The sequence below is a fragment of the Pseudomonas sp. LBUM1662 genome (assembly GCF_059695915.1).
Map to the genome: position 1 here is coordinate 276,403 of NZ_CP166793.1, position 13,325 is coordinate 289,727.

A 13,325-nucleotide genomic window follows, 5' to 3' on the forward strand; every position below is an offset into this window, starting at 1 on the left:
TCTAAGGGATCAAAAGATCGCAGCCTCGTTTCACTCGACAGCTCCTACAGGAACCGCGGACCCATGTAGGAGCTGTCGAGTGAAACGAGGCTGCGATCTTTTACCAGGCGCCGCTTAGTTGCTGATCGCCAGAATGCTCGCCTGATACGACCCGACAAACACATCGAAATCGCCGACTTCGTTCTGTTCCAGCTCCACTTGCTCAGCCAGCGACGAACGCGCGCGTTCTTCAAACTTCGCCTGGTCTTCGCTACTCAAAGGCTCGCTGCGGAAAAACTCCGCATGCGCCTGGCTCTGACGCAAGGAGAACTGGGCAAAGCTTTCCTTGTGCTCAGCCATCGCCGCCAGCACCTGGGCCGATGGCGTCAGGGACGAGTCCTTGACCTTGGCCAGTTGCGCATCCAATGCCTTGCTGTGGGCATCGCCGCCATGGCTCTGATCCAGCAGCGCGGCCAAAGGCGCAATCTTCTCCAGCAACTCGCCGGCCCATTCCTTCAGGTCGACCGGTTGACCGTCGCGCTGCAGTTGCAGGCCCGGACGACGACCTTCCTTGACCACGCTGAGGAAGTTCGAGGTCGCGTTGCCGCACGAGGTATTGGTCAGCAGCGGGCTGTCGTTCAGCGCGCAATACAGCAGGAACGCGTCGAGGAAACGCGACTCGGTGAGGTCGATGCCCATCGGCAGGAACGGGTTGATGTCCAGGCAACGCACTTCAACGTACTGAATGCCACGGGCCACCAGCGCCTGGATCGGCCGTTCGCCGGTATAGGTCACGCGTTTTGGGCGGATGTTGGAGTAGTACTCGTTTTCGATTTGCAGGATGTTGGTGTTGAGCTGAACCCACTCACCGTCCTGATGCGTGCCGATTTCAACGTACGGCGCATACGGCGTGGCGACCGCTTTGCGCAGGCTGTCGGTGTAGCTCGCCAAGTCGTTGTAGCACGGCGTCAAACCGGCCTGGGCGTTGCTCTGGTAACCCTGGTCGCTCATGCGCAGGCTGGTGGCGTACGGCAGGTATAACGTGTCCGGGTCCAGTTGTTCCAACTGGTGCGAACGACCGCGCAGGAAACCGGCGTCCAGTGCAGGCGAGGCACCGAACAAGTACATCAGCAGCCAGCTGTAGCGGCGGAAGTTGCGGATCAGCGCGATATAGGCCGACGACTGATAATCACGGTCGGTGCCGACAAAGCCTTCAGTCTCTCTCAGCAGTGGCCAGAGCTTTTCCGGCAGGGAAAAGTTGTAGTGAATCCCGGCGATGCACTGCATGGTCTTGCCGTACCGCAGGGCCAGGCCCTTGCGATAAACGTACTTGAGCTGACCGATGTTGGACGTGCCGTAATAGGCGATCGGGATATCTTCCTCGGCCGGCAACGGGCACGGCATCGATGGACTCCACAGAAACTCGTTGCCGAGCTTGCTGTAGGCAAAGCGGTGAATCTTGTCCAGGCTCGCCAGCGTATCGGCCGGGTCTGGCAGGGCCGGGGTAATGAATTCCAGCAACGACTCGGAATAGTCGGTGGTGATTTGTTCATTGGTCAGCGCGGAACCCAATTCTTCCGGGTGCGGCGTTTGCGCCAGGCGACCTTCGCCGGTCACGCGCAGGCATTCACGTTCGATGCCGTGAAGGCACTGTTCGAGCAGAGAGAGGTTAGCGCGCTCGCCGAGCAGAGCCAGGCGGCGGTTGAGAAGTTCGCTCAAGTTGGATTCCTTCACGCGTCAGTCGCCCCAATATGGGGGTGGGCAAGACGGTCTACAAGGGTGAAGTTAAAACTGGCGTTTTCGCCTGGTTTTTGAGCAGCACGGACCTCATGCCAGTCGGTCAAGGATCAGTCGCCACAGACCCTGTGGGAGCGGGCTTGCTCGCGAAGAGGGCGTGCCAGTCAACATTTAAGTTGCCTGACACACCGCTTTCGCGAGCAAGCCCGCTCCCACAAAAAATCCCGGCGCCGCTTTCATAGCGCTGAAATTAACTCAAATCGATGACATCTAGCTACAGGACAGCGAACGTGCCCTGTGCTTTTGCGACCAGTTTGTCGCCTTGCATCACGTCAGCTTCGACCACCAGCGTGCGACGGCCCGGGTGAATCACCCGCGCCGTGCACATCACTTCGCCATCTGAAACGGCGCGAATGTAGTTGATCTTGCATTCGATGGTCGCACTCTGCTGGTCAAAACCGTGGGTGCTGGAACAGGCCAGCCCCATGGCAATGTCCACCAGGCTGAACAAGGCCCCGCCGTGCAGCTTGCCGCCGCGATTGCGCAACTCTGGCTCAAGCCCCAGGGCGACTTGCGCCACCCCGGTTTCCAGGCTGTGCAAACGACAGCCCAGCAGCTTGAAAAACGCGCTTTCGGTCAGGCCGGCGGGAATCTCCATCAGCGTTTCTTCAACTGCTTGGCGTTGGCGAACAGCGAAGCCATGGCGTTGTTGGCCGGGGCCGCCGCCGTGGTTTCTTTACGCGGTGCGTTGTTTTGGGACTGGCGTGGAGCCGACCCCGGACGTGCACCACGGGCACCGTCGATTTTCTCGCCCGGGGTGTCGCTCATGCGCATCGACAGACCCACGCGTTTACGCGGGATATCAACTTCCATGACCTTCACTTTCACCACGTCGCCGGCTTTCACCGCTTCACGCGGATCCTTGATGAACTTCTCCGAAAGCGCAGAGATGTGCACCAAACCGTCCTGATGCACGCCGATGTCAACGAACGCGCCGAAGTTGGTCACGTTGGTCACGACGCCTTCGAGGATCATCCCCAGTTGCAGGTCCTTGAGGTCTTCGACGCCTTCCTGGAACTCGGCAGTCTTGAACTCCGGACGCGGGTCACGGCCCGGTTTTTCCAGTTCTTGCAGGATGTCGGTGACCGTCGGCAGGCCGAAGGTTTCGTCGGTGTACTTCTTCGGATCGAGACGCTTGAGGAAGCTCGCATCGCCGATCAGCGAGCGGATATCACGGTCGGTTTCAGCGGCAATGCGCTGCACCAGCGGATAGGCTTCCGGGTGAACAGCCGACGAATCCAGCGGGTTGTCGCCGTTCATGACGCGAAGGAAACCGGCGGCCTGTTCGAAGGTTTTCTCGCCCAGACGAGCGACTTTCTTCAGCGCCGCACGGGTTTTGAACGCGCCGTGCTCGTCGCGGTGACTGACGATGTTCTGCGCCAGGGTCGCGTTGAGGCCGGAAATTCGAGCCAGCAGCGCCACGGAAGCAGTGTTCACGTCCACGCCCACGGCGTTCACGCAGTCCTCGACCACAGCGTCCAGGCCGCGCGCCAGTTTCAACTGCGACACGTCGTGCTGGTACTGGCCGACGCCGATGGACTTCGGATCGATCTTCACCAGTTCGGCTAGCGGATCCTGCAGGCGACGGGCAATCGACACCGCGCCACGGATCGACACGTCGAGGTCCGGGAATTCCTTGGAAGCCAGTTCCGACGCCGAGTAAACCGATGCACCGGCCTCGGAAACCATGACCTTGGTCATCTTCATCGCTGGGTATTTTTTGATCAGCTCAGCGGCCAGCTTGTCGGTTTCGCGGCTGGCGGTGCCGTTGCCGATGGCGATCAAGTCCACCGAGTGCTTGGCGCACAGTGCGGCGAGAATCGCGATGGTCTGGTCCCACTTGTTGTGCGGCACGTGCGGGTAAACCGTGGCGTGGTCCAGCAGCTTGCCGGTGGAATCGACCACGGCAACCTTGCAGCCGGTGCGCAGGCCCGGGTCGAGACCCAGGGTGGCGCGCGGGCCGGCCGGGGCCGACAGCAGCAAGTCGTGCAGGTTGTGCGCGAACACGTTGATCGCTTCGGTTTCTGCGCCATCGCGCAGTTCGCCGAGCAGATCGGTTTCGAGGTGGGTATAGAGCTTGACCTTCCAGGTCCAGCGCACCACTTCGCCCAGCCATTTGTCGGCGGCGCGGTTCTGGTTCTGGATACCGAATTGCTGACCGATCATGCCTTCGCACGGGTGCATGGTGCCCGGCAGCTCGTCGCCAACCTTCAGCGCCGAACTGAGGATGCCTTCGTTGCGGCCACGGAAAATCGCCAGCGCGCGGTGCGACGGCATGCTTTTCAGCGGTTCATCGTGTTCGAAATAGTCGCGGAACTTGGCGCCTTCCTCTTCCTTGCCGGCAATGACGCGGGCGCTGAGGGTCGCTTCCTGCTTGAGGTAGCTGCGCAGTTTGTCCAGCAAACCGGCGTCTTCGGCGAAGCGTTCCATCAGGATGTACTTGGCGCCTTCGAGGGCAGCCTTCACATCGGCGACGCCTTTTTCGGCGTTGATGAAGCGGGCGGCTTCGGCGTCCGGCGTCAGGGTCGGGTCGTTGAACAGACCATCGGCCAGCTCGCCGAGGCCGGCTTCCAGGGCGATCTGGCCCTTGGTGCGGCGCTTCTGTTTGTACGGCAGGTACAAGTCTTCAAGACGGGTCTTGGTGTCGGCGAGTTTGATGTCGCGTTCGAGTTGCGGGGTCAGCTTGCCTTGCTCTTCGATGCTGGCGAGGATGCTGATGCGCCGTTCGTCGAGTTCTCGCAGGTAGCGCAGACGTTCTTCCAGATGACGCAACTGGATGTCATCGAGGCTGCCGGTCACTTCTTTCCGGTAGCGGGCGATGAAGGGAACGGTTGAGCCTTCATCGAGTAGCGCGACGGCCGCTTCGACCTGTTGTGGGCGTACACCGAGTTCCTCGGCGATGCGGCTGTTGATGCTGTCCATAAAACCACCTGACAAATTGTGAAAGCAGGCTCGCAGGCGCAGAGATAAGGCCTCGGCGAGTCTGGTTGAGCGGCCTGGCGTGCGCCGCTACCTGGATCAACAGGTACTCCGTTGACCCGTGAAATCGAACAATGACTGCCGGCGCCATGAAAATAAAAAGCAGCCACCTGCAGCCATGATCAGACGTTGCCTGACACAAAAGGCCGCGCATTATAACCAGCGTTCTATCATTCAGGGGCATCGCAGGCGGTAGCGCGAGGGCCGGATTTCTGGCAGTGAAGGAAAAATCTGCTAACAATGCACACGGTGCGTATAACGGCAGCTACGCCATAATGCGCGCCGAGATCAAAGGAGCATCTAATGAGCAGCACTGCAAACAATGCTGAAGGCGAAAAAATTCTTATTGTTGACGACGATCCAGGGCTGAGCAGCCTGCTGGAACGTTTTTTCGTCAGCAAGGGCTACCGCGCCCGCGCCGTACCGAACACTGAACAAATGGATCGCCTGCTGGCGCGTGAAGTGTTCAACCTGGTCGTCCTCGACCTGATGCTGCCCGGCGAAGACGGTCTGACCGCCTGCCGCCGCCTGCGCACGGCGAACAATCAGATCCCGATCATCATGCTGACCGCCAAGGGCGATGAGCTGAGCCGCATCAAGGGCCTGGAGCTGGGCGCCGACGATTACCTGGCCAAGCCGTTCAACCCGGATGAGCTGATGGCCCGTGTCAAAGCGGTCCTGCGTCGTCAGTCGACACCTGTGCCGGGCGCACCGGGCAGCGAAGACGAAAGCGTGACCTTCGGTGATTACGAGCTGTCCCTGGCCACTCGCGAACTCAAGCGCGGTGACGAAGTGCACATGCTGACCACCGGTGAATTCGCGGTACTCAAGGCATTGGTCATGAATGCGCGTCAGCCGCTGACTCGCGACAAACTGATGAACCTGGCCCGTGGTCGCGAATGGGATGCCCTGGAGCGTTCCATCGACGTGCAGATTTCCCGTCTGCGCCGGATGATCGAGCCCGATCCATCCAAACCGCGCTACATCCAGACGGTCTGGGGCGTGGGCTACGTGTTCGTTCCGGATGGCGCCGCCACCAAGTGATCGGCGATTTGTAGGAGCGGGTCTTGCGGACGATTGTCCGCAGACTCGCGATCCGCAATATGCGAGCATCGCTCGCTCCTGCAAGTGTGTAGCGGTTATCCATGAAAACCCCCGTTTGGTTCCCCCAGAGTTTCTTCTCGCGCACCCTGTGGCTGGTGTTGATCGTCGTCCTGTTTTCCAAGGCGCTGACCCTGGTTTATCTGTTGATGAACGAAGACGTGCTGGTGGATCGCCAATACAGCCACGGCGTCGCCCTGACGCTGCGCGCCTATTGGGCCGCCGACGAAGAAAACCGTGAGAAAATCGCCGACGCCGCCACCCTGATCCGTGTGGTGGGTGCGGGTGTGCCGGAGGGCGAGCAACACTGGCCCTACAGCGAGATCTATCAGCGGCAGATGCAGGCCGAACTGGGTACCGACACCGAGGTGCGATTACGCATGCACTCGCCGCCGGCCCTGTGGGTCCGGGCGCCTAGCCTGGGCGATGGCTGGCTGAAAGTGCCACTCTATCCGCATCCGTTGCGCGGCCAGAAAATCTGGAACGTGCTTGGCTGGTTCCTCGCGATCGGCTTGCTGTCCACCGCCTCGGCGTGGATCTTCGTCAGCCAGCTCAATCAACCGTTGAAGCGTCTGGTCTATGCCGCACGGCAACTCGGCCAGGGTCGCAGCGTGCGCCTGCCGATCAGCGACACGCCGAGCGAAATGACCGAGGTGTATCGCGCCTTCAACCAGATGGCCGAGGACGTCGAACAGGCCGGACGCGAGCGCGAGCTGATGCTGGCTGGGGTCTCACACGACCTGCGTACACCGCTGACCCGTTTGCGCTTGTCCCTGGAGTTGATGGGTGACCATAACGACCTGACGGACGACATGGTGCGCGACATCGAGGACATGGACGCGATTCTTGACCAGTTCCTCGCGTTTATCCGCGATGGTCGTGACGAGTCTGTCGAAGAAGTGGACCTGAGCGACCTGGTTCGTGAAGTCGCGGCGCCGTACAACCAGAACGAAGAAAAAGTGCGGCTGCGCCTGGAACCGATCCAGCCGTTTCCCCTGCGTCGGGTGTCGATGAAGCGGTTGCTGAACAATTTGATCGGCAACGCTTTGAACCATGCTGGCAGCGGAGTTGAGGTGGCGGCTTATGTGTCTGGCGATACCAGCGCGCCGTATGTGGTGCTGAGCGTCATGGACCGTGGGGCGGGTATCGATCCTTCTGAACTGGAGGCGATCTTCAACCCGTTCACCCGGGGTGATCGCGCACGAGGGGGGAAGGGGACAGGACTTGGACTGGCCATCGTGAAGCGGATTGCTTCGATGCATGGCGGGAATGTCGAGTTGCGCAATCGCTCGGGTGGCGGGCTTGAAGCTCGGGTGCGGTTGCCGCTTGGTTTGATGCTGCCGCGGGATGCGGTGTAAGAACCGGAGTTTGTGGTGGGGCTCATGGCCCCTTCTCGGGCAAGCCTCGCTCCTACAGGATTTTTGTCGCACACCAATTATGTGAACGACGCATAACCTGTAGGAGCGAGGCTTGCCCGCGAAGGCGGCCTCCCTGCCGCCACAAGATTCAGGGATTAACCCTTGCCTTTGGTCCGGGTCATATTCGGCCCGCCATTCTTCTCAAGATGCTCAATGATGATCCCCGCCACGTTCTTCCCGGTGGTGGTCTCAATCCCTTCCAGACCCGGCGACGAGTTCACTTCCATCACCAGCGGCCCGTGATTGGAGCGCAGGATATCCACCCCCGCCACCGCCAGACCCATGACCTTCGCTGCACGCAACGCCGTCATGCGTTCTTCCGGGGTGATCTTGATCAGGCTGGCGCTGCCGCCGCGATGCAGGTTGGAGCGGAATTCCCCAGGCTTGGCCTGGCGCTTCATCGCCGCGATCACCTTGTCACCGACCACGAAGCAGCGAATGTCGGCGCCGCCGGCTTCCTTGATGTATTCCTGAACCATGATGTTCTGCTTCAGGCCCATGAAGGCTTCAATCACCGACTCTGCCGCCGTCGCCGTTTCACACAACACCACACCGATGCCTTGCGTACCTTCCAGCACCTTGATCACCAGCGGTGCGCCGTTGACCATGTCGATAAGGTCGGGAATGTCATCGGGGGAGTGCGCAAACCCGGTCACCGGCAAACCGATGCCGCGACGCGAGAGCAATTGCAGGGATCGCAGCTTGTCCCGCGAACGGGCGATGGCCACCGATTCATTGAGCGGGAAAACCCCCATCATTTCGAACTGACGCAACACCGCGCAGCCATAAAACGTCACAGACGCACCGATCCTCGGGATCACCGCATCGAAACCTTCCAGCGGCTTGCCGCGGTAGTGGATCTGCGGCTTGTGGCTGGCAATGTTCATATAGGCGCGCAGGGTGTCGATCACCACCATTTCATGGCCACGCTCGGTACCGGCTTCGACCAGACGACGAGTGGAATACAGACGCGGGTTCCGCGACAGCACAGCGATCTTCATGCAACACCTGTGGAGGAGGTAGATACCGGGAACACCGGCTTGTCTTGTACATATTTAATCCCCGGATTGACCACCAACTGGCCGTCGATCAGGGCTTTGGAGCCGAGTAGCAGGCGATAACGCATGGATTTGCGGCAGGCGAGGGTGAATTCGACCCGCCATACCCGATCACCCAGGGCCAGTGTGGTGCTGACCACATAACGCATCTGCGCGTGACCGTTGGAGCTTTTAATGGTTTTGCGCGTCACCAGTGGCGCCTCGCAGCGTCGATGACGCAACTGCACCACCGTGCCCAGGTGCGCGGTGAAGCGCACCCAGCTTTCACCGTCGCGCTCGAACGGCTCGATGTCGGTGGCATGCAGGCTCGAGGTGCTGGCGCCGGTGTCGATTTTTGCGCGCAGGCCCGCGACTCCCAGATCCGGGAGCGCCACCCACTCGCGCAGACCGATAACGGTCAAATGGTCAAATGTCTTCAATAGGAAAAAACCGGCGATTAACGCGTCCAGGCCTCAGGCGTTACCTGGGCCAACGCTTTGAATGCAGGCTTGGCGAACCAGTAACCCTGCATCAGAAATATTCCACAGTCCGCCAGGAAATCCCGTTCTCCGGCGCTTTCTATGCCTTCGGCGATGACTGTAACGTTCAACTCCGCACAGATTGTGACAACCCCTCGAACGATAGCCTGACGAACACGATCGCGGTCGACATCGCGGATCAGTGCCATGTCGAGTTTGATCAGGTCCGGTTGGAAATCAGCCAGCAGATTGAGCCCCGAGTAGCCCGCGCCGAAATCATCGATGGCGGTCATGAAGCCGAATTCGCGGTATTCACGCAGAATATTAGTCAAATGGCGATAGTTATCTACGTGCTGGCTTTCCAGGGTTTCAAAAATCAGACGGTTGATCGGGAAGTTGTGTTTTTTCGCGGCTTCCAGGGTGCTGCGAATGCACAGCTCCGGGCGGTACACGGCGTTGGGCATGAAGTTGATCGACAAGTGTGTCTGCATGTTTAGCCTGGCCGCACCCTCAATGGCTCGCGTCCGGCAGAGCTGGTCGAAGCGGTAGCGATTCTCCTCGGTGACCTGGTCGAGCACGGACAGTGCGCCTTCTCCGGCGATGCCGCGTACCAAGGCTTCATGAGCAAAAATCGACCGGTCACGCAGATCGACGATCGGTTGGTAGGCAAAAGAAAAATCGAAGCCCAGCGGCTCGCTTTGCTGACAGCCCTGGCAACCGCCCTGCGGCGAGGTCAATGAAGACGGGAATATAGTCACTCGATCACTCCATGCCGGTGAGCCGGCCAAGATCACAGTCTATCTGGAGGGCCAAGTTCTTGCGCCCGACAGAAACGGTAGTACAGTTCCGACTACAGGCGGAAAGAGGAATTCATATGGCACAAAAACAGGAAGAAGACGACAAAGTCCGTCTCGATAAGTGGTTGTGGGCCGCGCGCTTTTATAAAACACGTGCCTTGGCCAAGGCGGCGATTGAAAGCGGCAAGGTGCATTGCCGGGGTGAGCGTTGCAAGCCAGGCAAGGAACCGAGGGTTGGCGACGAGTTTCAGATTCGTGTGGGGTTCGAGGAACGTACGGTGGTGGTTCAGGCGCTATCAATCGTGCGCCGTGGCGCTCCGGAAGCTCAGACGTTGTATACGGAAACCGATGCCAGCATCGCCAAGCGCGAAGCGGCCGCGGCCATGCGCAAGGCCGGCGCGTTGGGCGTGAGCACCGATGGCAAGCCAAGCAAGAAACAGCGGCGGGATTTGTTCAAGTTTCGGGGCAGTAGCAACGACGAGTGAGCCGGATGTTTCTGTGTTGTTTGGACTGACGCTTTCGCGAGCAAGCCCGCTCCCACATTAGACCGAGATCACCTGTGGGAGCGGGGTTGCTCGCGAACGAGTGCGCAGCACTCGCCGGCAGCGCCGCAAGAATCAAACGCTACACACCACACTCATCCGCGACACCCCCGGCGAAAAACGCCTGACGTACCTTAGTTTTCTCGAACACCAAGTCACCCTTGATCAGCAGCGTCAGCAGAATCACGCCAACCATCACATCGAATGGGCGCAGGCTTGCAATCGCCCAGATGCGTAGCCATATCGTGTTGCTGGCCAGCGGCGCATTCAGCAGGTGAAACAGCCACTCGTCGAAAATCACACACAGCATCTGACCCGTAGGCCATAACCAGAAGGCCAGCAGCGCCAGAGGCACAAAATTGCACAGAGCCAACCGGCGCAGGTTCCACCTTGCTTGGAACAAACCCGGATTGTTCATAAAATGCCTGCCATGGCTGAACATCGCGCACCAAAGCGGTGCCGCAAAGGCGCAATTTTTCACGATTTGTAACCATTTTGTCATTACTTCAGATACCCAGACCTATGACCGATCTACCGGATACCGACTACACCCAACGCTTCATCTTCGATGACAGCGACACCCGCGGCGAGCTGGTTTCGTTAGAGCGCAGTTACGCCGAAGTCCTCGCCAAACACCCGTATCCGGAGCCGGTCGCGCAACTGCTCGGCGAGCTGATGGCGGCCGCGTCGTTGCTGGTCGGCACCTTGAAGTTCGATGGCTTGCTGATCCTTCAGGCCCGTTCCGATGGCCCGATTCCGCTGCTGATGATCGAGTGCTCCAGCGAGCGCGAAATCCGTGGCCTGGCCCGTTATGAAGCCGACCGGATTGCCCCCGACGCGACCCTCGCCGACCTGATGCCCAACGGCGTGCTGGCACTGACCATCGACCCGACACAAGGCCAGCGTTACCAAGGCATTGTTGATCTGGATGGCGAAACCCTGTCGGAGTGCTTCACTAATTACTTCGTGATGTCGCAACAGGTCGGCACCCGTTTCTGGTTGTACGCCGATGGCCGTCGTGCCCGTGGCCTGTTGCTGCAGCAACTGCCTGCCGACCGCTTGAAAGACCAGGAAGAGCGCGACGCCAGTTGGCAGCACATCACGGCGCTGGGCGGGACCCTGACCGCTGACGAATTGCTGAGCCTGGACAACGAAACCGTGCTTCATCGCCTCTACCACGAAGAGCAGGTGCGCCTGTTTGATGTGCAGAGACTGCGTTTCCGTTGCAGCTGCTCGCGAGAACGTTCGGGCAATGCTCTGGTCAGTTTGGGTATGGAAGACGCGCAGGCACTGGTCATTGAGCACGGCGGCAAAGTCGAGATCGATTGCCAGTTCTGCAACCAGCGCTACCTGTTTGATGCGGCCGATATCACCCAATTGTTCGCCGGTGCGGGTGTCGATACGCCGTCAGATACCCGTCACTAAAACGGTTCAGCGCAGGTAAATTCACTGCTTAGCGCCGGAATAACGCCGTTCTGACGGGAGGGCCCTACTCTTTTTGGGCTTTTCTGGCATAATCCGGCCCACTTTTTGTCGCGGTAGTAGTGCACGACTTTCTACTACAAAACGTTTGGAGCACACTCGGCCACTGGCCGACGGGGAATCTCATGACGCAAGCCAATAACGCCGTGTACACCGATCTGAGTGTTGATGATCTGGTAAAAGAAGCTCTGAGTCGCGGTGAGGGCGAGCTTGCCGATACCGGCGCGCTGGTTGTTCGCACCGGTCACCGCACCGGCCGCTCGCCAGTCGATCGTTTCATCGTTGACGAGCCATCCACTTCGGCTTCCATCGCCTGGGGCCCGATCAATCGCAAGTTCCCGGCCGACAAGTTCGATGCCCTGTGGGACCGCGTTGAAGCGTTCAATAATGCGCAAGAGCATTTCGTTTCCCACGTACATGTAGGTGCATCTGCCGATCACTACCTGGCCGTGAAAATGACCACCCAGACTGCCTGGCAGAACCTGTTCGGTCGTTGCCTGTTCATCAACCCGGCGCAGTACAACCCGGCTGGCCGTGATGAGTGGCAAGTGCTCAACGTCGCCAACTTCGAATGCGTTCCAGAGCGTGACGGCACCAACTCCGATGGTTGCGTGATCCTCAACTTCGCACAGAAGAAAGTGCTGATCGCCGGCATGCGCTACGCCGGTGAAATGAAGAAAGCCATGTTCTCGGTGCAGAACTACCTGCTGCCCGCCTCTGACGTGCTGCCAATGCACTGCGCCGCCAACATCGGCGAAGCGGGCGACGTGACCCTGTTCTTCGGTCTGTCCGGCACCGGCAAAACCACCCTGTCCGCCGACGAAAGCCGTTACCTGATCGGTGACGATGAACACGGCTGGGGCGAAGGCGTTGTCTTCAACATCGAAGGCGGCTGCTACGCCAAGTGCATCGACTTGTCCGAGAAGAACGAGCCGGTCATCTGGAAAGCCATCAAGCACGGCGCAGTCCTGGAAAACGTCGTTATCGATGACGCCAAGCACGCCGACTACGCCGACGTCAGCCTGACCCAGAACAGCCGCGCGGCCTACCCGCTGGAACACGTTGCCAAGCGTTCCGAGAAGAACCTCGGTGGCGAGCCAAACGCGGTGATCTTCCTGACTTGCGACCTGACCGGCGTCCTGCCGCCAGTGTCGATCCTCAGCGAAGAACAAGCGGCCTACCACTTCCTGTCCGGCTACACCGCTCTGGTGGGCTCGACCGAAATGGGTTCCGGCAGCGGCATCAAGTCGACCTTCTCCACCTGCTTCGGCGCACCGTTCTTCCCGCGTCCGGCCGGCGAATACGCAGAACTGCTGATCAAGCGCATCCGCGGCTTCGGCTCCAAGGTCTACCTGGTCAACACCGGCTGGACCGGCGGCGGCTACGGCGTTGGCAAGCGCTTCAACATCCCGACCACTCGTGGCGTGATTGCAGCGATCCAGAGCGGCGCGTTGATCGGTGCTGAAACCGAGCACCTCGACACCATCAACCTCGACGTGCCGTTGGCAGTGCCGGGCGTTGAGACTGGCCTGTTGAACCCACGTAACACCTGGGCTGACAAGGCTGCTTATGATGAAGCGGCCAAGGCTCTGGCCGGTTTGTTTGTTGAGAACTTCAAGAAGTTTGAAGTGAGCGACGCGATCAAGGCTGCGGGTCCTAAGCTGTAAGGCTTGGATTTGGCGAATGAAAAAGCCGCCCTTTGAGGGCGGCTTTT

The 13,325-nt window shown here is 59.7% G+C and carries 11 protein-coding genes and 1 pseudogene; 5 read left to right on the forward strand and 7 right to left on the reverse strand.

Annotation, left to right across the window (positions count from 1 at the left end; genetic code table 11):
* Positions 1 to 114: 114 nt before the first annotated feature.
* The 3 genes from gshA to ACA049_RS01225 all read right to left on the reverse strand — a co-directional run bounded on the left by gshA (position 115) and on the right by ACA049_RS01225 (position 4,698).
* Complete coding sequence (gene gshA, locus ACA049_RS01215; protein WP_497332507.1) at positions 115 to 1,698, reverse strand: glutamate--cysteine ligase; 1,584 nt, start codon at positions 1,696 to 1,698, stop codon at positions 115 to 117.
* 292 nt (positions 1,699 to 1,990) lie between these two features.
* Positions 1,991 to 2,374 (reverse strand): PaaI family thioesterase, encoded by a 384-nt coding sequence (locus tag ACA049_RS01220; RefSeq protein ID WP_123498192.1) that lies wholly within the window; start codon positions 2,372 to 2,374, stop codon positions 1,991 to 1,993.
* Positions 2,374 to 4,698, reverse strand: coding sequence for a Tex family protein (locus ACA049_RS01225; RefSeq protein ID WP_497332510.1), 2,325 nt, complete (start codon positions 4,696 to 4,698; stop codon positions 2,374 to 2,376). Before ACA049_RS01225 ends, ACA049_RS01220 begins: the two co-directional genes overlap by 1 nt.
* 360 nt (positions 4,699 to 5,058) lie before the next feature.
* Between ACA049_RS01225 and ompR the strand changes: the two genes are divergently transcribed.
* On the forward strand, positions 5,059 to 5,799 hold the full coding sequence (gene ompR / locus ACA049_RS01230; RefSeq protein WP_010464774.1) for an osmolarity response regulator transcription factor OmpR: 741 nt from the start codon (positions 5,059 to 5,061) through the stop codon (positions 5,797 to 5,799).
* A gap of 101 nt (positions 5,800 to 5,900) precedes the next feature.
* A complete protein-coding gene (locus ACA049_RS01235; RefSeq protein WP_497332512.1) occupies positions 5,901 to 7,214 on the forward strand; it encodes an ATP-binding protein in 1,314 nt (437 codons plus the stop codon).
* A 155-nt stretch (positions 7,215 to 7,369) separates the two neighbouring features.
* On the opposite strand, the gene rimK is transcribed toward ACA049_RS01235, so the two are convergent.
* The 3 genes from rimK to rimA are packed head-to-tail and all read right to left on the reverse strand — an operon-like array spanning position 7,370 to position 9,548.
* Positions 7,370 to 8,275 carry a 30S ribosomal protein S6--L-glutamate ligase gene (gene rimK / locus ACA049_RS01240; RefSeq protein WP_007949201.1) on the reverse strand — a complete coding sequence of 302 codons (906 nt, stop codon included), beginning with the start codon at positions 8,273 to 8,275 and terminating at the stop codon, positions 7,370 to 7,372.
* Positions 8,272 to 8,751: a retropepsin-like aspartic endopeptidase RimB gene (rimB, locus tag ACA049_RS01245; protein WP_010464766.1), complete on the reverse strand. Its 480-nt coding sequence runs from the start codon at positions 8,749 to 8,751 to the stop codon at positions 8,272 to 8,274. The genes rimK and rimB overlap by 4 nt, the downstream gene beginning before the upstream one ends.
* Positions 8,752 to 8,768: 17 nt before the next feature.
* Positions 8,769 to 9,548 (reverse strand): S6 modification regulatory phosphodiesterase RimA, encoded by a 780-nt coding sequence (rimA, locus tag ACA049_RS01250; RefSeq protein WP_497332514.1) that lies wholly within the window; start codon positions 9,546 to 9,548, stop codon positions 8,769 to 8,771.
* Between the two features lie 116 nt (positions 9,549 to 9,664).
* Between rimA and ACA049_RS01255 the strand changes: the two genes are divergently transcribed.
* On the forward strand, positions 9,665 to 10,072 hold the full coding sequence (locus ACA049_RS01255; protein ID WP_497332516.1) for an RNA-binding S4 domain-containing protein: 408 nt from the start codon (positions 9,665 to 9,667) through the stop codon (positions 10,070 to 10,072).
* A gap of 172 nt (positions 10,073 to 10,244) precedes the next feature.
* On the opposite strand, the pseudogene ACA049_RS01260 reads toward ACA049_RS01255, so the two are convergent.
* Positions 10,245 to 10,547 (reverse strand): annotated as a pseudogene (locus ACA049_RS01260) (phosphatase PAP2 family protein); the annotation flags it as partial.
* A gap of 104 nt (positions 10,548 to 10,651) precedes the next feature.
* On the opposite strand from ACA049_RS01260, the gene hslO reads away from it, so the two are divergent.
* A complete protein-coding gene (gene hslO, locus ACA049_RS01265) occupies positions 10,652 to 11,554 on the forward strand; it encodes an Hsp33 family molecular chaperone HslO (protein ID WP_497332518.1) in 903 nt (300 codons plus the stop codon).
* A 182-nt stretch (positions 11,555 to 11,736) separates the two neighbouring features.
* On the forward strand, positions 11,737 to 13,278 hold the full coding sequence (locus tag ACA049_RS01270) for a phosphoenolpyruvate carboxykinase (protein WP_438661623.1): 1,542 nt from the start codon (positions 11,737 to 11,739) through the stop codon (positions 13,276 to 13,278).
* Positions 13,279 to 13,325 lie beyond the last annotated feature (47 nt).

What these genes read in the sequence shown, in the direction of transcription:
- ACA049_RS01220 (WP_123498192.1), bottom strand. Translation starts at nt 2,374, where the DNA reads ATGGAGATTCCCGCCGGCCTGACCGAAAGCGCGTTTTTCAAGCTGCTG.
- ACA049_RS01225 (WP_497332510.1), bottom strand. Translation starts at nt 4,698, where the DNA reads ATGGACAGCATCAACAGCCGCATCGCCGAGGAACTCGGTGTACGCCCA.
- ompR (WP_010464774.1), top strand. Translation starts at nt 5,059, where the DNA reads ATGAGCAGCACTGCAAACAATGCTGAAGGCGAAAAAATTCTTATTGTT.
- ACA049_RS01235 (WP_497332512.1), top strand. Translation starts at nt 5,901, where the DNA reads ATGAAAACCCCCGTTTGGTTCCCCCAGAGTTTCTTCTCGCGCACCCTG.
- rimK (WP_007949201.1), bottom strand. Translation starts at nt 8,275, where the DNA reads ATGAAGATCGCTGTGCTGTCGCGGAACCCGCGTCTGTATTCCACTCGT.
- ACA049_RS01255 (WP_497332516.1), top strand. Translation starts at nt 9,665, where the DNA reads ATGGCACAAAAACAGGAAGAAGACGACAAAGTCCGTCTCGATAAGTGG.
- hslO (WP_497332518.1), top strand. Translation starts at nt 10,652, where the DNA reads ATGACCGATCTACCGGATACCGACTACACCCAACGCTTCATCTTCGAT.
- ACA049_RS01270 (WP_438661623.1), top strand. Translation starts at nt 11,737, where the DNA reads ATGACGCAAGCCAATAACGCCGTGTACACCGATCTGAGTGTTGATGAT.